Origin of the sequence: Mesorhizobium sp. WSM4976 (genome assembly GCF_029625685.1) — a bacterium.
Lineage (GTDB): Bacteria > Pseudomonadota > Alphaproteobacteria > Rhizobiales > Rhizobiaceae > Mesorhizobium.
The window spans coordinates 242,581-259,660 of sequence record NZ_JARTVT010000006.1 but is presented as its reverse complement, the minus strand read 5'-3'; the positions used below and the strand labels follow the sequence as shown (position 1 = coordinate 259,660).

General features: G+C 63.4%; 13 protein-coding genes and 1 pseudogene. 5 read left to right on the top strand and 9 right to left on the bottom strand.

The annotated features are described in order from the left end of the window. Positions 1-8: 8 nt before the first annotated feature. The gene (locus P9272_RS10000; RefSeq protein WP_278160416.1) at positions 9-452 is read right to left on the bottom strand and encodes a hypothetical protein; all 444 of its coding nucleotides are present in this window, start codon (positions 450-452) and stop codon (positions 9-11) included. On the opposite strand from P9272_RS10000, the pseudogene P9272_RS09995 reads away from it, so the two are divergent. The 3 genes and pseudogenes from P9272_RS09995 to P9272_RS09985 form a co-directional block, all read left to right on the top strand. After that, positions 451-1,092: pseudogene (locus P9272_RS09995) on the top strand (type IV secretory system conjugative DNA transfer family protein); the annotation flags it as partial. The gene P9272_RS10000 and the pseudogene P9272_RS09995 sit on opposite strands and share 2 nt — an antisense overlap. Positions 1,093-1,097: 5 nt before the next feature. Continuing rightward, complete coding sequence (locus P9272_RS09990) at positions 1,098-1,553, top strand: CopG family transcriptional regulator (RefSeq protein WP_278160415.1); 456 nt, start codon at positions 1,098-1,100, stop codon at positions 1,551-1,553. 275 nt (positions 1,554-1,828) lie between these two features. Then, positions 1,829-2,164 (top strand): hypothetical protein, encoded by a 336-nt coding sequence (locus P9272_RS09985; RefSeq protein WP_278160413.1) that lies wholly within the window; start codon positions 1,829-1,831, stop codon positions 2,162-2,164. Between the two features lie 27 nt (positions 2,165-2,191). Here the strand turns inward: P9272_RS09985 and P9272_RS09980 are convergent, their stop codons facing one another. From P9272_RS09980 to P9272_RS09965, 4 genes are all read right to left on the bottom strand, one after another. Then, positions 2,192-3,808 carry an ABC transporter ATP-binding protein gene (locus tag P9272_RS09980; RefSeq protein ID WP_278160412.1) on the bottom strand — a complete coding sequence of 539 codons (1,617 nt, stop codon included), beginning with the start codon at positions 3,806-3,808 and terminating at the stop codon, positions 2,192-2,194. Position 3,809: 1 nt separating this feature from the next. After that, on the bottom strand, positions 3,810-4,934 hold the full coding sequence (locus tag P9272_RS09975) for an ABC transporter permease subunit (RefSeq protein WP_128257519.1): 1,125 nt from the start codon (positions 4,932-4,934) through the stop codon (positions 3,810-3,812). Continuing rightward, complete coding sequence (locus P9272_RS09970) at positions 4,927-5,850, bottom strand: ABC transporter permease subunit (protein ID WP_278160411.1); 924 nt, start codon at positions 5,848-5,850, stop codon at positions 4,927-4,929. The genes P9272_RS09975 and P9272_RS09970 overlap by 8 nt, the downstream gene beginning before the upstream one ends. 177 nt (positions 5,851-6,027) lie before the next feature. Further along, positions 6,028-7,620: a peptide ABC transporter substrate-binding protein gene (locus P9272_RS09965; RefSeq protein WP_278160410.1), complete on the bottom strand. Its 1,593-nt coding sequence runs from the start codon at positions 7,618-7,620 to the stop codon at positions 6,028-6,030. A 374-nt stretch (positions 7,621-7,994) separates the two neighbouring features. Here P9272_RS09965 and P9272_RS09960 point away from each other — a divergent pair, with 374 nt between their 5' ends. Next, positions 7,995-8,360, top strand: coding sequence for a TadE/TadG family type IV pilus assembly protein (locus P9272_RS09960; RefSeq protein WP_278160409.1), 366 nt, complete (start codon positions 7,995-7,997; stop codon positions 8,358-8,360). Then, entirely contained in the window at positions 8,360-10,123 is a 1,764-nt protein-coding gene (locus P9272_RS09955; RefSeq protein ID WP_278160407.1) for a pilus assembly protein TadG-related protein, read from the top strand. Before P9272_RS09960 ends, P9272_RS09955 begins: the two co-directional genes overlap by 1 nt. Positions 10,124-10,130: 7 nt before the next feature. Here P9272_RS09955 and P9272_RS09950 read toward each other — a convergent pair whose 3' ends face one another. The 4 genes from P9272_RS09950 to glgA all read right to left on the bottom strand — a co-directional run bounded on the left by P9272_RS09950 (position 10,131) and on the right by glgA (position 17,033). Further along, entirely contained in the window at positions 10,131-11,786 is a 1,656-nt protein-coding gene (locus P9272_RS09950; RefSeq protein ID WP_278160406.1) for an alpha-glucosidase family protein, read from the bottom strand. Then, the gene (glgX, locus tag P9272_RS09945; protein ID WP_278160405.1) at positions 11,786-13,783 is read right to left on the bottom strand and encodes a glycogen debranching protein GlgX; all 1,998 of its coding nucleotides are present in this window, start codon (positions 13,781-13,783) and stop codon (positions 11,786-11,788) included. The genes P9272_RS09950 and glgX overlap by 1 nt, the downstream gene beginning before the upstream one ends. Before the next feature lie 172 nt (positions 13,784-13,955). Further along, on the bottom strand, positions 13,956-15,584 hold the full coding sequence (locus P9272_RS09940; RefSeq protein ID WP_278160404.1) for an alpha-D-glucose phosphate-specific phosphoglucomutase: 1,629 nt from the start codon (positions 15,582-15,584) through the stop codon (positions 13,956-13,958). Between the two features lie 3 nt (positions 15,585-15,587). Next, the gene (gene glgA, locus P9272_RS09935; protein ID WP_278160403.1) at positions 15,588-17,033 is read right to left on the bottom strand and encodes a glycogen synthase GlgA; all 1,446 of its coding nucleotides are present in this window, start codon (positions 17,031-17,033) and stop codon (positions 15,588-15,590) included. Positions 17,034-17,080 lie beyond the last annotated feature (47 nt).

Here is a 17,080-nt window from a genome sequence, read left to right as displayed (position 1 = left end):
CTTGAGCATCACTTTTCTTGCAAAGCGGCAGCATAATCTGTGTTGGCCCGATATAAGCTGGCCTCGTAAACATACTCATTTGGAATGGCGGGGGCTGCCATTTGCGAAAGGTACAGGTTGAGATTTTCTCTATTATTGCTCGCAGCAAGGCTGCAGAAATTTCCGCTATTCCACGTCATGACGCAGTGGTTGAAGTGCATGCCAGTTGCGTGGAACATCTCTTCCAGCGTCACCTCGTTGTTGAACATCGTCTTGAGAACATCGGTCTTCTTTTTCTCGATCTCCTCTTGTGGAAAATATCGAGCCTTGAAACCGAAATCCTTCTGCCACTCCCGGCGCGCGTAGTCGTTTTCGTCAACGGCCCGGAATTTTTCGACGAAGACGAAGATACCTCCTTCCTTAAGGTGCTGCGTGACAAACTCGATCTGCTTTGCTCTGTTCGGCGAGTACAATTCCATCCTCGACAACTGTCATGTGCGCGTGAGCTTTGCAACGAATGATGAAAGGACCGCCAAACGTGTGTCTGACGCGCTCGGCACTGCAACCGAGATGCGGGCGATGAAGAACTATGCCGGCCACCGGCTTTCACCCTGGCTCGGACATTTGATGGTGTCGCGGCAAGAGACCGCCCGCCAGTTGATGACACCTGGCGAGATCATGCAGCTTCCGCCGACCGACGAGATCGTCATGGTGGCGGGCACATCACCGATCAGGGCTGATAAGGCGCGCTATTACGAGGATATCCGCTTGCGCGAACGCGTCCTGTCGCCGCCCGAGCTGGCGCGTCCCGAAAAAGCTCGCCCTAACGATTGGAGTAGCCTGCCGATCCTGAAACAGCCCGAGGTCGACGAAGCTGCCGGCACGCTCCAGGAGCGAGATGAGGATCCGACCGAGTCCGAGCAGCGCCAACAACCCGAACTGAACCGCGTGAGCCCGATCGAGAAAGCGGGCCCTATCGAGAACGAGTTCGGTATCGACGCGGCCGACGATACTGACGATGGCGAAGCTGTCACAAACCGCCGCCTGGCGCGCCTCATGAAGGGCACAGCGCGGCAGGTCTCGCTCGACCCCGATGACGGCATGGGATTGTAGGTGCCATGACCAATCGAAAGAAAAAAGTGCAGATCTCTGTCTATCTCGATCCGGCAGTCATGAAGATGCTTCAGGATTGCGCGACGCGGCGCGGACAATCCCAGTCCATGATCGCGGAGGCCGCGATCGCGTCGTTCTTGTCGCCGGACGCGGATGAGCGTCGCGAGGCGGCGATCGTCAAACGCCTCGACCAAGTCGATCGGCGGCTGGGCCGGCAGGAGCGCGACACAGGCATCGCGGTCGAGACGCTTGCGGTGTTTGTCCGCTTTTGGCTGGCGACCACTCCCGCCTTGCCGGAACCTGCGGCCCAGGCGGCTCGTGCCAAGGCGGCCGAACGCTATGAGGCTTTCGTCTCTGCCTTGGGCAGGCGTTTGGCCAAGGGACCGAAACTGCGGCAGGAGATATCGGAGGATATCGATCCAGTTGGCGACAAGGGAATGCCGTCCCCGGCCGGAATCTAGGTTCTGGCGCGCGCCAGGCGCCCGCGGCGTTGCTTCAGAATGACGATCCAGGATAGCCACCGGCCGCCATCAAGAACCTGACGTCTGATAGGGGTCACTGCGACCAGAAAAAACAAGCACTTGGGCGCTTGTCGCTCCCGCCTTTCGTCAACGTCGAGTACTGAACAATAAGCTTGAAGCGCTGTTGCCGATCATTGTGCTCGACGGGGAGCCCTTATCTTGGCCTAATGGCGACCTAGCTGAAACGATCGGGGACGGCGAGACCAGGTGAGAGAATGAAGTTCACACTGACAGCCATTTTGCCTGTAATCGCGGCGCTACTCTTCGCCGCGGGTTGCTCATCGACCGCCGCATCTCTCGATCCGGCGAAAGACGACAAGATGAATTGCGCCGAGCTCAACAATGCGGTCGGCGACACCGCCACCGATATTTCACGGACTGCAATCAGCCGCGGCAAGGTCGCCAACACCAGCGTGCCGAGCTGGCTGCTCGGCGGCGAGCGCGTGAAGAGGGTCGTGGCCAATCGCGACACGGCCAGGATCGAGAAGCTGCAGCAACAGCAGCAGACGATCATCGCGGCCAGAAACAAACGGTGCCCCTCCGCGCAGTGAGCCGGCGCGCCGCCCGGTCAGCCGGCCTCAAGCGCTGATCCGGAACCTGGTCGTATCGATCGCCGCGTTCATCAGCGTCTGGGTATAGGCCTCGCGCGGATTGCCGAAGATTTCTTCCGTCTGCCCTTGCTCGACGATCTTTCCCTGCTTCATGACGATGATGTAGTCAGCCATAGCGCGCACCACCGCGAGGTCGTGACTGATGAAGAGATAGGACAGTTGGTGATCGGCCTGCAGCTTGCGCAGGAGCTCGACGATCTGCTTCTGCACCGAGCGGTCGAGGGCCGAGGTCGGCTCGTCCAGCACCACCACCTTTGGCTTTAGAATCATGGCGCGGGCAATCGCGATGCGCTGGCGCTGGCCGCCGGAGAATTCGTGCGGATAGCGGTTGCGGGCGTTGGGATCGAGGCCGACCTCGCGCAACGCCTCGACGGCACGCTGGTCGCGCTGCTTGCCGGTCAGCGCAGGCTCGTGCACCAAGAGGCCCTCGGTGATCACCTGGCCGACCGTCATGCGCGGCGACAGCGAGCCGAACGGATCCTGGAAAACAAGCTGCAATTCGCGCCTGAGCGGCCGCATCGCCTGGCGATCGGCGTCCGAAATGTCGCGGTCGCCGAAGCGGATGACGCCGTCGCTGGGCAAGAGCCTGAGCAGCGCGCGGCCCAGCGTCGACTTGCCGGAACCCGACTCGCCGACGATGCCGATCGTCTGGTTGCGCTTCAGCCGGACCGAGATCTTGTCCACCGCGTGCAGCATCAGTGGCTCGCCACCGAGAAAGCCGCCGCCGATCTTGAAGACCACTTCGACATTGCGGCCCTCGAGCAGCACCGGCGAATTGGCCGGCGGCGCCGCCTTGGTGCCTGTCGGCTCGGCCGCGAGCAGCATCTTGGTGTAGGCGTGCTGCGGATTGGCGAAGAGTGCCTCGGCGTCGCCCTCCTCCACCACCTCGCCCTGGCGCATGACGTAGACGCGATCGGCGAAGCGGCGCACGATGCCGAGGTCATGGGTGATGAAGACGATCGCCATGCCCAGCTTGCGCTGCAGCTCGGCCAGCAGCATCAGGATCTGCGCCTGGATGGTGACGTCGAGCGCCGTCGTCGGCTCGTCGGCGATAAGGATGTCGGGATCGTTGGCCAAGGCCATGGCGATCATGACGCGCTGGCGCTGGCCGCCCGACATCTCATACGGATAGGCTTTCATGCGCCGCTCGGGATCCGGGATATGCACCAGCTTGAGCAGCTTCAGCGCTTCTTCCCGCGCCGCCGGCCCGGAAAGCCCGCGGTGCCGGCGGATCGGCTCCATCAGCTGGTTGCCGATGGTGTAGAGGGGGTCAAGCGAGGTCATCGGCTCCTGGAAGATCATGCTGATCTTGCGGCCGCGCACCTTGTTGAGCTCGCTCTTCGGGAGGGTCAGAAGGTTCTGGCCGCGATAGTCGACATGACCAGTCGCCTCGCCATTGGAGGACAAAAGGTTCATTGCCGCCATCATCGTCTGGCTCTTGCCGGAGCCGGATTCGCCGACGACGGCGACGGTCTCGCCGGCATTGACCTTGATGTTGATGCCCTTGACCGCCTCCACCGTGCCGTCGAGGGTCTGGAAGCGGACGCACAGGTCCTTGACGCTGAGGATCGTTTCGGCGGCCATGTCAGCGGTCCTTCGGATCAAGCGCGTCGCGCAGGCCGTCGCCGACGAAGTTCAGGGCAAACAGCGTCGAGACGAGGAAGAAGGCCGGGAACAGGAGCAGCCAGTTGGCGTAGCCGATGTTCTTGGCGCCGACCGAGATCAGCACGCCCCAGCTGGTCATCGGCTCCTGCACGCCGAGGCCCAGGAAGGAAAGGAAACTCTCCAGGATGATGACCTGTGGCACCAGCAGCGTCATATAGATCACCACAGGGCCAAGCAGGTTGGGGATGACATGGCGCAGCAGGATGCCGCGCTGGCCAACGCCCATGGCTTCGGCCGCCTGGACATATTCCTGCCTGCGGATCGACAGCGCCTGGCCACGCACGATGCGCGCCATGTCGAGCCACAGCACCGCGCCCACCGCCAGGAACATCAGCACGAAGTTGCGGCCGAAGAAGACAACCAGCATGATGACGAAGAAGATGAAAGGCAGCGAATAAAGCACGTCAACGATGCGCATCATCACCTCGTCCACCCTGCCGCCGGCAAAGCCGGCCGTCGCGCCATAGATGACGCCGATGACGCCGGCGACGACGCCGGCAAGCAGGCCGATGGCGAGCGAAATGCGCCCGGCCATCAGCGTGCGCGAAAGCAGGTCGCGGCCGGTGTTGTCGGTGCCGAAGTAGAAATATTGCCGCTTGACGGTCGAGCTCATCGTCACTTCGCGGCCGTCCGGCGACTTGTTCTCAATCCTGGTGTCGTCAAAGGCGTCGGAACGGTCGAGATAGCGGATGTTACGGTCGTCGATCGGCTTGGTCGAGGTGACGGTGACCATGACCCGATTGCCGTCCTGATGCCATTCCTTGATATCGGCGCGCATGCGCTTGATGGCATCGGTGAGCGCGCCCTGAATCATGTCGGGCTTCGGATAGGCCGACAGGCTTGGCGGCATGCGCACATAGTCGCCATAGATGGTTGTGTATTCATGCGGCGCGACCCAGGGGCCGAACACGCTGATGACGGCAATGAACGCCAGGTAATAGAGGCTGAACATCGCGGCGCGGTTGCGCTTCAGCCGCGCCCAGGCATTGCCCCAGAGCGAACGGCCGGCGATAGGCTCGGGCACGGCGACGGCGAGGTCAGTCATAGCGCACCCTCGGATCGACGACCGCATAGAGCAGGTCGACGATCAGGTTGAAGACGATTGTGAAGAGCGCGATCACCACCACGGTTCCCATGACCAGCGTGTAGTCGCGGTTGAGCGCGGCATCGACGAAATAGCGGCCGACGCCCGGAATGGAGAAGATGGTCTCGACGATGATCGAGCCGGTGAGCAGCGCCGCCGCCGCCGGGCCGGTGAAGGAGACGATCGGCAGCACGGCGCCGCGCAGCGCGTGCTTGACCACCACCGACCAGTCGGAGAGGCCCAACGCGCGGGCGGTGCGAATATGGTGCGAGCGCAGGCTCTCGATCATCGAGCCGCGCATCAGGCGCGCGACGATGGCGATCTGCGGCAATGCCAGCGTCAGCACGGGCCCGACCTTGTTGATCAAGGCGCCGTCCCCCCAGCCGCCGATCGGCAAAAGCTTCCAGGACAGCCCGAAGACCAGTTGGATCACCGGCGCGATGACGAAGGTCGGGATGGTGCTGCCGGCGGTGGCCAAGGCGATCACCGAATAGTCGGCAAGCTTGTTCTGATTGAGCGCCGCGATAGTGCCGAGGACGGAGCCCAACAGCAGCGCCAGAACCAGCGCCGACGTGCCGATCTGCACCGAGATCGGCAGGCCCTTGGCGAACAGTTCCGTGACGGTGAAATCCGGCAGGTTGTAGCTCGGGCCGAAACTGCCGCGCAAAAGATTGCCGATATAGTGGACATATTGCAGCCAGAGCGGATCGTTGAGGCCGAACTGGGCTTCAAGATTGGCCCTGATCTCGGGGCTCAGGCCCCTTTCCTGGTTGAACGGGCCGCCCGGTGCGACGCGGATCAGGAAGAACGCCACCGTCACGATGACGAACAGCGTCGGAATGGCGGTCAACAGCCGCCGGAAGACATAACGCAGCATCGGCGCCCCGCTTCAGCCAGGGCGACAGGCTCTCCAGTCGAAGATCCGTGGCGCGCTGGCATCTCTGATCTTCGCACCGGGGCACTCGAAAATCCAATCCGACTTTCGGCCCGGCACGACGACAGACCGCGAGCGCCGCTCTCAAAAAGAGAGCGGCGACACGGCCAAGGTTATTTGTCAGTCCTTGGAGATGAAGCGGGACGGATGAATGTCCATCACATTGTCCTCGAAGCCATGCAGCTTCGAGGAAACGATGTCGTGGTAGCTGTAGTAGAGCAACGGAATCGCGCCGACGTCGTCGACCAGGATGCGCTCGGCTGCGGCGAGGTCCTTCATGCGCTCCTCGGGCTTGCCGCCGGCGGCAGCCGCCTTGTCCATCGCGGCTTCGTAAGCCGGGCTGTTGTAGCTCGAGTAGTTGTTGCCGCTCGCCTTGCGCGAGATGCCAAGGAAGGTCTCCGGATCCTTGTAGTCGGCGATCCAGGCGGCGCGGGCCACGTCGTAATTGCCCTTCTGCTCGAGGAAGGCATAGTGGGTCTTGGTGTCGGTGTTGAGCAGCGTCACCTCGACGCCGAGCGGCTTCAGCTGTTCCTGGATGGCGACCGCCGTGTTCTTATGGTTCTCCGAGGTGTTGTAGCGGATCTCCATCTTCAGCGGATGCTCAGGCGTATAGCCGAGCTTCTCCAGGATCTTCTTGGCCTCGTCCTCGCGGTCGATCTGCGGCGTGTCGGCGTATTTGGCCAGTGCCGGCGTGTAGCCTTCAATGCCCGGAGGCACCATCGAATAGCCGGGCAGCATGGAGTTCTGCCACACCTTCTCGGCCAGGAAGTCGCGGTCGATCGCCATCGAGATGGCGTTGCGCAGCTCGACATTGTCCCAAGGCGCCTTGTCGGTCTTGATCGCAAAATAATAGGTGCCGAGATATGGCCCGACACGGACCTGATCACCGAATTTGGTCTTGAGGTCGGCAAGCTGTTCGGTCGGCAGGTCACCATAGCTGTCGAGTTCACCGGCCTCGAAGCGCTTCATCGCCGACGAACGGTCTTCAGTCGGGATGTAGTTGACCACGTCGAGCTTGACACTCGCGGCGTCCCAGAACTTCGGGTTCTTGACCAATTTCATATGGTCGTTGGGAACCCACTCCGCCAGCGTGTAGGCGCCGTTCGAGACCAGCTTGCCCGGCTTGATCCAGTCGGCGCCGAGTTTGTCCATGGAAGCCTTGTTGACCGGATAGGTCGCCTGGTGGGTCAGCATCTCGAGGAAGTAGGGCGTCGGAGCCTTCAGCGTGACTTGAAGGGTGTTGGCGTCGATCGCCTTCACGCCCATGTCCTCGGCCTTGCCTTTCTTGGTGTTGAAATCCTCAGCGCCCTTCACCGGATAGAGCATTGAGGCGTATTCCGCAGCGGTGGCCGGATCTTCCAGCCGATGGAAGGAATAGACGAAGTCGTCCGCCGTCACCGGACTGCCATCCGACCAGAGCCCGTCCTTGCGTAGTTTGAAGGTGTAGACGGTGCCGTCGTCGGACACCGTCCAGCTTTCGGCGGCGCCCGGAATGAGGTTCGTCTTCTGGTCATGCATGACGAGGCCCTGGAACAGGTCGCGTATGATATCGGCTTCGTAGGTCGTCGACGTCTTGTGTGGATCGACCGTCTCCGCCTCGGCGGCGGCGCCGCGGTTGTAGACGGTTTCGGCGAAAGCTTGCGTGTAGAAGGAGCCCGTAGCCAGAGCCAAGGTGGTGGCGAACGCCGTCGCCTTCAGCATGTTTTTCAGCATGAAGTTCTCCCTGTCGGCGCGGCCCCTCAGCCGCGCCTTTCTTAAGTGTTGACGCCCGGAACCGTTGAAACGGCCCCCTTTGAGGCGTGCCGCCGGTCCCTTCCGGCTGCTGGTGGCAGGAGACTAGACAGAGCGAAATCTTATTTCAACCACTGCCTGCTTGACGCAAAGTGAGCATCATCACGCTAAAACAGCGAAAACTAATGTTCTAAACCTTACTTCAACTTGACACACCCGCCGGTTGTTCGGCGCGTTTTCTGTTTTTGCAGGCGGGGTTTGGCATTCTCCGCATCATGCTGAAAAACCGAAAATTCCGTGTCTCTTGGTCTTGTTTCCGGGCGGACGCCGCGGGCACGTCGGCGGTCGAATTCGCCATGCTTGCACCGATCTTCATCCTGCTTCTGCTCGGCATGGTTGCATATGGAATCTATTTCGGCGCCAGCCACTCAGTGCAGCAGATCGCCGCCGATGCGGCGCGAACGGCGATCGCCGGCCTCAACCAGACCGAACGGCAGGCACTGGTCACCGATTTCATGGCGCACGACGTCTCGGGCTATCCGTTCGTCGATCCCGACAAGCTGACCGTCAACGCGAAGGACAGTGTCGCCGATGGCAGCCAGTTCGTCGTCTCCGTCACCTACGATGCGCGTGACCTGCCGATCTGGAATCTGTTCAAGACGCTGCCTCTGCCGGGCACGACGATCGAGCGCCAGTCCACCATCCGTGTCGGAGGCATATGATGCCCATCAAGGGGGGATTGATGGCGGCGACGAGAAGGCTCGTCGCCGACCGTAGTGCGAATTTCGCAGTCATGACGGCGCTGTGCACGCCGGTGGCACTGGCCCTGACCGCATTCGCGATCGACGAGGGCTCACTTTACAATGAACGCCGCGCGGCGCAGTCGATCGTCGACCTTGCCGCCATCACCGCGGCCTCAAACATCACCAATGCCCAGCAAGCGGTCCTGACGACGCTTGCCGACAACGGCATCACCTCGGTCGCCGTGCAGCAACAAGGCACCAACGTGGCGCCAACCGCCAGCAAGGCGGTCGTCCAGATCGTGCCGGGACGCTACACGGGCGTCAGCACCATTGCCGCCGGCAGCCGGTTCGAGGCGGGCAAGCTGCCCTACAATGCAGTGCAGGTGTCGTTGAAGAAGCAAGGCACGCTGTATTTCGCCGGCTCGATCATGGCGCCGCCCACACTCGGCACGGCGGCCATCGCCAGCGCGCAGCCGCAAGCGGCTTTCTCGGTCGGCTCACGCCTCGCCAGTCTCAATGGCGGCATTCTCAACGCGCTCATCGGCGGCCTTCTCGGCGGCAACATCTCGCTCAGCGTGATGGATTACAATTCACTGATCTCAGCCGATGTCGACGTGCTCTCCTTCGTCGACCAACTTGCCGTGCAGCTCAGGCTGACCGGCGTTTCCTATTCGGACGTGCTCGCCTCGAAGGCAACGGTCGGGCAGATCGCCACCGCGATGGCCAACGTGCCGGGGCTGGACCGTACGGCCAAGATCGCATTGCAGACCGTGGCTTCCAGCGCCACCAATACGGCCAAGATTCCTCTCAGCACTCTCGTTGACCTTGGCTCGGTGGGCAGCCTGGGGCTTGGACAAAAGCCGGCCGGGCTGTCGGTCGATGCCAGCGCGCTCAGCATGCTGACGGCCGCGGCGGCACTCGCCAACGGCACGAACCAGGTCGCGGTCAATCTCGGCGCCACAATACCGGGGCTGGCATCGACGACGCTTGCCATCGCCATCGGCGAGCCCATGCAGAACTCGCCCTGGCTTGCGGTGGGGGAAGCAGGCACCGTGGTGCGCACGGCGCAGACGCGCATCAAGCTCAATGCCAGCGTCACCGTCGGCAATTCCAATCTCGGCGGCGGCATCAACCTGCTTGCCGTCAACCTGCCGCTTAATATCGAGGTCGCCTATGCCGAGGCCAAGCTGACTGACATCACCTGTCCGACCGGCCCCTCCAGCATCAAGGTTTCGATCGCGGCGCAACCGGGCGTCGTCGAGGCTCATCTGGCCGACAGCAACGCCAGCGGTTTCGCGGACTTCACCAAGCCGCTATCCTTCTCCGACGCCGAGATCGCGGATGTCAGCCTCAAGCTGTTGCTGATCAACCTCAACCTGCTGCAGATCAAAGGATCGTCGGCCTTTTCGATCACCAACATGGTGCCGACCACGCTGACCTACAGGGCCACCGACATCGCCAACAAGGCGATCAAGACAGTGTCGACAAAGAACCTGACGCAATCGCTGACGACATCGCTGGTCAACAATCTGTCGCTTTCGGTCAATGCGATGGGACTCGGCCTCGACGTGACCGCCCTGCTCGGCGCGGTGAAGCCCGCGGTGACGACGCTGCTCAACGGCGTGACCGCGCCGGTCGACAGCCTGGTCTACAACGTGCTTGGGGCGCTTGGCGTCCGTGTCGGCGAAGCCGATGTGCGCGTGACCGGCGCGACATGCGGCCGCTCGGTCCTCGTCCAGTAGGCCGCTATCAGCCAATCCTTCCGACAAAACTGCCCAAGGGCGGCAGAGCCAGCGCGCTCTCCTCGACAACTCCGCCAAGAACGCCGGCAACATCAACGGCAAGAGGCGTTATCTCGACATCCCCGATCTCGGCCAGCAGCGCCCAGTTCGCCGGCTCCGCGGCGAAGTTGAAGACGCAGAGCAATCTCTCGTCCTCCTGCTGGCGGAGGAAGGCGAGCACATCGCCCTCGGCATCGAGAAAGCGGATCGAGCCTTGGATCAGCGCCGGATGACGCCTGCGCAGCGCAAGGATCGAACGATAGGCGGCGAGCACGGACCCGCCCTCGCCATCCTGAATGCCGACCGCGCGGCCGCGATGCGCCGGCGGCACCGGCAGCCACGGCTTGGCCGTCGAAAAACCGGCATTCTCGGCCCCCGCTTCCCAGACCATCGGCGTGCGGCAGCCGTCCCTGCCCTTCACGCCCGGCCAGAAGCGGATGCCGACGGGATCGCGCAGATCCTCATAGGCGAGCTCGGCTTCCTCCAGCCCCAGTTCCTCGCCCTGATAGAGGCAGATCGAGCCGCGCAGGCATGACAGCAGCGCGATCGAGAACTTCGCCACCGCGTCCGGGCTCTCGCCGGGCCGTGTCCAGCGGCTGACATGGCGCACGACGTCATGGTTTGAGAAGGCCCAGCAGACCCAGCCGTCCGGAGCGGTCGTCTCGAACGCCTCGACGCAGCCGCGCACATGGGCGGCGGAAAATTGCGGGCTGAGCAGGTCGAAGGTGTAGCACATCTGCAATTTGTCGCCGCCGGAGACATAGGCGGCGAGTGTCTGCAAGGAACGCTCCTCGTCGCCCACCTCGCCGACCGCAGCGCGGTCGGGATATTCATTGAGCAGCGCGCGGAAGCGCTTCAGGAATTCGAGATTCTCGGGCCGCGTCTTGTCGAAGAGATGCTCCTGGAACCCGTAGGTGCTGGTCGAGCCATTGGTGCCGGCAACACTCTCGGCCAAAGGCGGGTTGTCGCGCAGCCAGCGGTCGTGGACATAGTAGTTGACGGTATCCAGCCGGAAGCCGTCCACGCCGCGCTCCAGCCAGAAGCGCACGGTGTCGAGCAGCGCATCCTGGACCTCCGGACTGTGAAAGTTGAAATCCGGCTGCGCGGCCAGGAAATTGTGCATGTAGTACTGCCGGCGGGTGGCGTCCCACTCCCAGGCGGGGCCGCCGAACAGCGATTGCCAATTGTTGGGCGCGCTGCCGTCCGGCTTCGCATCGGCCCAGACGTACCAGTCGGCCTTGGCGTTGTCGCGGCTGGCGCGGCTTTCGACGAACCATTCGTGCTTGTCGGAAGAATGGGAGATCACCTGGTCGATGATGAGCCTCAGCCCGAGCCGATGCGCCTCGGCGATGAGCGCGTCGAAATCCTCCAGCGTGCCGAACATCGGATCGACCTCGCGGTAGTCCGAAACGTCGTAGCCCATATCGGCCATCGGCGACTTGAAGAAGGGCGACAGCCAGATCGCGTCGGCGCCGAGCGAAGCGATATGGGCGAGCCGCGCGGTAATGCCCTTGAGGTCCCCGCTGCCGTCGCCGGTCGTATCCTGGAAGGAGCGCGGATAGACCTGGTAGATGACGCAGCCGCGCCACCATTGTGCACCCTGTCCAGCATTGCCATCGGTCATCACAGCCCCTTCCTGGCGCGGGGCTTCACCGCCCGTCGCTCAATCAAGAAACTCACACTGCGGCCAGGCAGCGGCCGCGCCAGATCGACCGGTTGCGCCTTGATCGCCTGGCGCCATTCAAATCCATGCCGCGCCGGCAAGGTGAAGACACATTGCCGGCGATCGCCATTGATCATCACGGCAAGGCGGCCGCCTTCGCTATCGCCGAGCAGCATGACGAGGCGATGTCTGCCGGCATCGTTCCAGTCGGCCTCGCCGAGCGGCGCGCCGGTCTCGGTGAGCCAGGACACATCAGGGATTTCCGATCCGTCGCCGGGCGCGCCGGTCAGGAAGCATGTGCCCGCCAGCGCGGGAAAAGCCCTGCGCAGCGCCGACAGCGATGCTGTGTATTGCTCCAACGCCTGATCGCGGCCGGCCCAGTCCAGCCAGGTGATGGCGTTGTCCTGCGCATAGGCGTTGTTGTTGCCCTTCTGCGTGCGGCCGAACTCGTCGCCGGCGGTCAGCATGATGGTGCCACGCGAGGCAAAAAGCGTGGCGAGCAAGGCGCGCCGGTCGTTGGAGCGGGCCAGGCTGATCGCCTCGTCGTCCGTTTCCCCCTCGACCCCGTTGTTCCAGGACAGATTGCCGTTATGGCCATCGCGGTTCTGCTCGCCATTGGCCCCGTTGTGCTTGCGCTCATAAGCGACGATATCGGCCAGCGTCATGCCATCGTGCGCGGCGATGAAGTTGATAGTCCGGCTTGTCGGCTGGCTTTCCGTGGCAAAGACGTCGGAGGAGCCGGCAAGCCGTGTCGCCAGCGCGCCAATCGCGCCGGCATCGCCGCGCCAGAAGCGCCTGATATCGTCGCGGCAACGATCGTTCCATTCCAGATAGGGCGGCCGGAAATTGCCGAGCTGATAGCCGTTCGGACCGATATCCCAGGGCTCGGCGATGAGCACACGGTCGGCGAGCACGGGATCGTCGGCGATGGCTTGAAGCAGCGGCGCGTCCGGATCGAAAGCGCCATCGACGCGCCCGAGCACCGGCGCCAGATCGAAGCGGAAGCCGTCGACGCCGGCGAAGCGGACAAAATGGCGAAGCGTGTCGAGCACCATCTCGCGCACCACCGGATGGTCGCAGGCGACGGTGTTGCCGGTGCCGGTGTCGTTGACCAGCCGGCCGTCCGGCTGGTGCCGGTAATAGGCCATCGCATCGAGCCCGCGCAGCGACAGCGTCGGCCCGAGCCGGTCGCTCTCGCCGGTGTGGTTGAAGACGAGGTCAAGAATGGTGCCGATCCCCGCCTTGCGCAGCGCGGCGACCGTGTCGCGCAACTCCTTGAGGCCGCCGGGCGCCAAGCGCGGATCGAGCGCCATGAAGGTGACGGGATTGTAGCCCCAGGCGTTGCTGAGTCCCAATGGCGGCAGGTGCCGTTCGTCGATCGACGCGGTGATCGGCATCAGCTCGACAGCGGAGACGCCGAGACACTTCAGGTGCTCGACGACAGCCGGATGGGCGAGCGCCGCGATGGTGCCGCGCTGTGCTTCCGGGATGTCGGGATGGAGCCTGGTGAAGGAGCGGACGTTCAGCTCGTAGATCAGGCCACCGCGCTGGAAGAGGGTTGGCAGAGGTACCACTGGCCTGGGCAGGGACCGAGCCACCGCCTTCGGCATCAGCGAGCCCGTGTCGGCGCCTTCATTGCGCTTGGCGGCAAGCCGCCAATGATATTGGTATGGACGATCGATCTCGACGGCGTAAGGATCAGTAAGAAGCTTGTCCGGGTCGAACCACAGGCCGCGGTCCGGCTCATAGTCGCCGTCGGCACGGAAGCCGTAGCGGGCGCCGTCGCCGAGGCCGGGGACAAGGAGCGTATGCACGCCCTCGCCTTCCGGCTTCAGCTCCAGTCGATCGAGTTCGCGGTTGCCGCTGGCGTCGAAAAGCGAGACCCAGAGGCGCCGCGCCGACGAGGACCAAGCGGCGAAGCGGATGCCTTCGGGGCTGACGGTGGCGCCGAGGGTCATCTAGGCTCCCCCTTCTCCCCTTGTGGGTGAAGGTGTCGCCGAAGGCGACGGATGAGGGGTGCTCCAGCTTGGCGACGACGGCAATCCGGCCAGCACCCCTCATCCGTCTCGGCGCTAGGCGCCGATTTACCTTCCCCCACAAGGGGGGAAGGAAAGGCGCGCACCATCACCCTCAAGTAATCACGCTCGGCTTGTTGCGGCCGGTGTGGCTCTTGATGCCGGCGATGTCGTCGGCGGCGGCGATGAGGTCGGCCAGCGCTTCCTGGGTGTCGAGATCGTGCCTTGCCTTGTCCGGTTCGTAGCGCTCGATATAGACGCGCAGCGTCGCACCAGAGGTGCCGGTGCCGGAGAGACGCAGCACCACGCGCGAGCCGCCTTCGAACAGGATCCTGATGCCCTGGTGCTCGCTCACCGAGCCATCGGCCGGATCGTGATAGGCGAAATCATCGGCCTTGGCGATCTTCAGGCCGCGCACGCTCGTGCCCGGCAGCGAGCCGAGCTTGGCGCGCAGCTCGTCGACCAGCGCGTTGGCGCGGTCGCTCTCGACCTCCTCATAGTCGTGGCGCGAATAGTAGTTGCGGCCGTAGGTCGCCCAATGCTCGGTGACGATCTGCTTGCAGCTCTCGCCACGCGCGGCGAGGATGTTGAGCCATAGAAGCACGGCCCACAGCCCGTCCTTCTCGCGCACATGGTTGGAGCCGGTGCCGGCGCTTTCCTCGCCGCAGATGGTCGCCATGCCGGCGTCGAGCAGGTTGCCGAAGAACTTCCAGCCGGTCGGCGTCTCGTAGATGCCGATGCCGAGCTTTTCGGCGACACGGTCGGCGGCGCCGCTGGTCGGCATCGAGCGGGCAATGCCTTTCAGGCCATCCTTGTAGCCCGGCGCCAGCTTGGCATTGGCGGCGAGCATCGCGACCGAATCCGAGGGCGTGACGAAAATGCCTTTGCCGATGATCAGGTTACGGTCGCCGTCGCCGTCCGAGGCCGCGCCGAAGTCTGGCGCGTCGGGCCCCATCATCTCGTCATAGAGATGCTTCGCATGCACAAGATTCGGGTCAGGGTGATGGCCGCCGAAATCCGGCAGCGGCTTGAAATTGCGGCAGGTGCCATCCGGCGCGCCGAGCCGGCGTTCGAGGATCTCCTTGGCATAGGGGCCGGTGACTGCATGCATGGCATCGAAGCGCATGCTGAAGCCCGATTTGAAGAGCTTCCTCAGCGCCTCGAAGTCGAACAGGCTTTCCATCAACTCGGCGTAGTCCTTGACCGGGTCGAAGACCTCGACCGTCATGTCGCCGGCCTTGACGGTGCCGATCGTGTCGATGTCGATCTCGCCGACATCGGCAATCTTGAAGCTCTTGATCTCCTTCGACTTGGCGAAGATCGCGTCGGTGATCTTCTCCGGCGCCGGGCCGCCATTGCCGGCATTGTACTTGATGCCGAAATCCTCATGCGGGCCGCCGGGGTTGTGGCTGGCCGACAGGATGATGCCGCCGAAGGTCTTGTATTTGCGGATGATGTTGGAGGCGGCGGGTGTCGAGAGAATCCCGCCCTGGCCGACCATCACCTTGCCGAAGCCGTTGCCGGCGGCAATGGCAATCGCCTTCTGGATGACCTCGCGGTTGTAGAAGCGGCCGTCGCCGCCGATCACCAGCGTCTTGCCCTCAAAACCGTCCAGCGCGTCGAAGATCGACTGGATGAAGTTCTCGGCATAGTGCTCCTGCTGGAACACCGGCACCTTCTTGCGCAGGCCGGAGGTGCCTGGCTTCTGGTCGCTATAGGGTTTGGTGGGGACGGTCTTTATCATGCCTCAGGCAGCCCTTTTCGAAAGCAGCAAGCGATAGAGTTCGACGTATTTTTCGGCGCTCTTGTCCCAGGAGACATCGGCCTTCATGCCCTGGCGCTGGATCGAGGCCCAGGTCGCCGGCCGCGCATGCTGCTCGACCAGCCGCCGGATGGCATGGAGCATCGCGGCGCCATCGTTGGGCGCGAACTGGAAACCGGTGGCGACGCCGGCCGACAAGGCGGCCTCATTGGCGTCGATTATGGTGTCGGCGAGGCCGCCGGTGCGGGCGACGACTGGCACGCAGCCATAGCGCAGGCCGTAGAGTTGGGTAAGCCCGCAGGGCTCGAAGCGCGACGGGATGATGATGGCGTCGCAACCGCCCTGCATGACATGCGAAAGGCCTTCGTCGTAACCGACGACGACGCCGACGCGGCCGCGATGGCGCGCAGCCGCTGCAAGCAGTGTGCCTTCCAGGCCTGCGTCGCCCGAGCCAAGGATGGCGAGGCGCGCGCCGGCGGCGACGATGCCGTCGACGACCGCGGCCAGTATGTCCATGCCCTTCTGCCAGGTCAGCCGACTGACGACGCAGACGATCGGGCTGCCATCCGCCTCCAGGCCGAAACGTTCTTCGACCGCCTTGCGGTTCTTGGCGCGGGCTGCAAGCGTTTCGGCCGAATAATTAGCGACCAGATGCTTGTCCGTCGCGGGATTCCAGATGTCGACATCGATGCCGTTGACGATGCCGTAGAGGTCGGTGGCCCGCATGTTGATCAGGCCGTCGAGGCCCATGCCGAATTCCGGCGAGCGGATTTCCTGCGCATAGGTCGGGCTCACCGTGGTGATCGCCCAGGCAGCCTGCAGACCGGCCTTCAGGAAACCGACGCCGCCATAATATTCGACGCCGTCGAGCTGCATAGCCACGGCCGGCAGGCCGAGCTCGCTGAAGATGCCGGCGCCGAACTGGCCCTGGAAGGCAAGGTTGTGCACAGTGATGAGCGACGGGACGCCGACCGCCTTGCCGTAACGCATATAGGCAAGCGTCATTGCCGACTGCCAGTCATGGGCATGCACGATGTCGGGCTGATAACCGGAGATCGCGCCGGCGGCGATGTCGCTGCCGGCCTGGCTGAGCGCCGCGAAGCGCCGCCAGTTGTCCGGCCAGTCGGCGCCCGACACCGTCCCGTATGGGCCGCCTTGGCGGTCGAAGAGATGTGGCGCGTCGAGCACGAAAAGATCGAGGTCACCGATCTTGACGGCGTGGATCGAAGCCTTGCCGCCCTGCAGCAGCGGATACTGGTAGACGGCCTTCTTCTTGGCAAAGGCGCCCATCACCACGGGATAGCCGGGAATGAGCGTGCGCATCGCCACACCCTTCCCGGCCAGCGCGATCGGCAAGGCGCCGGTCACATCGGCTAGCCCGCCGGTCTTGATCAGGGGAAAGATTTCGGGCGTGACCGACAGAACCTGCATGCGCTCCACATTCCGATCTCAACGTGACAGGTCAAAGTGACAATCTG

Excerpts from the sequence above, each read along its gene's own strand:
- P9272_RS09990 (WP_278160415.1), top strand. The coding sequence starts at position 1,098 with ATGACCAATCGAAAGAAAAAAGTGCAGATCTCTGTCTATCTCGATCCG.
- P9272_RS09985 (WP_278160413.1), top strand. The coding sequence starts at position 1,829 with ATGAAGTTCACACTGACAGCCATTTTGCCTGTAATCGCGGCGCTACTC.
- P9272_RS09980 (WP_278160412.1), bottom strand. The coding sequence starts at position 3,808 with ATGGCCGCCGAAACGATCCTCAGCGTCAAGGACCTGTGCGTCCGCTTC.
- P9272_RS09975 (WP_128257519.1), bottom strand. The coding sequence starts at position 4,934 with ATGACTGACCTCGCCGTCGCCGTGCCCGAGCCTATCGCCGGCCGTTCG.
- P9272_RS09970 (WP_278160411.1), bottom strand. The coding sequence starts at position 5,850 with ATGCTGCGTTATGTCTTCCGGCGGCTGTTGACCGCCATTCCGACGCTG.
- P9272_RS09965 (WP_278160410.1), bottom strand. The coding sequence starts at position 7,620 with ATGCTGAAAAACATGCTGAAGGCGACGGCGTTCGCCACCACCTTGGCT.
- P9272_RS09960 (WP_278160409.1), top strand. The coding sequence starts at position 7,995 with ATGCTTGCACCGATCTTCATCCTGCTTCTGCTCGGCATGGTTGCATAT.
- P9272_RS09955 (WP_278160407.1), top strand. The coding sequence starts at position 8,360 with ATGCCCATCAAGGGGGGATTGATGGCGGCGACGAGAAGGCTCGTCGCC.
- P9272_RS09950 (WP_278160406.1), bottom strand. The coding sequence starts at position 11,786 with ATGACCGATGGCAATGCTGGACAGGGTGCACAATGGTGGCGCGGCTGC.
- glgX (WP_278160405.1), bottom strand. The coding sequence starts at position 13,783 with ATGACCCTCGGCGCCACCGTCAGCCCCGAAGGCATCCGCTTCGCCGCT.
- P9272_RS09940 (WP_278160404.1), bottom strand. The coding sequence starts at position 15,584 with ATGATAAAGACCGTCCCCACCAAACCCTATAGCGACCAGAAGCCAGGC.
- glgA (WP_278160403.1), bottom strand. The coding sequence starts at position 17,033 with ATGCAGGTTCTGTCGGTCACGCCCGAAATCTTTCCCCTGATCAAGACC.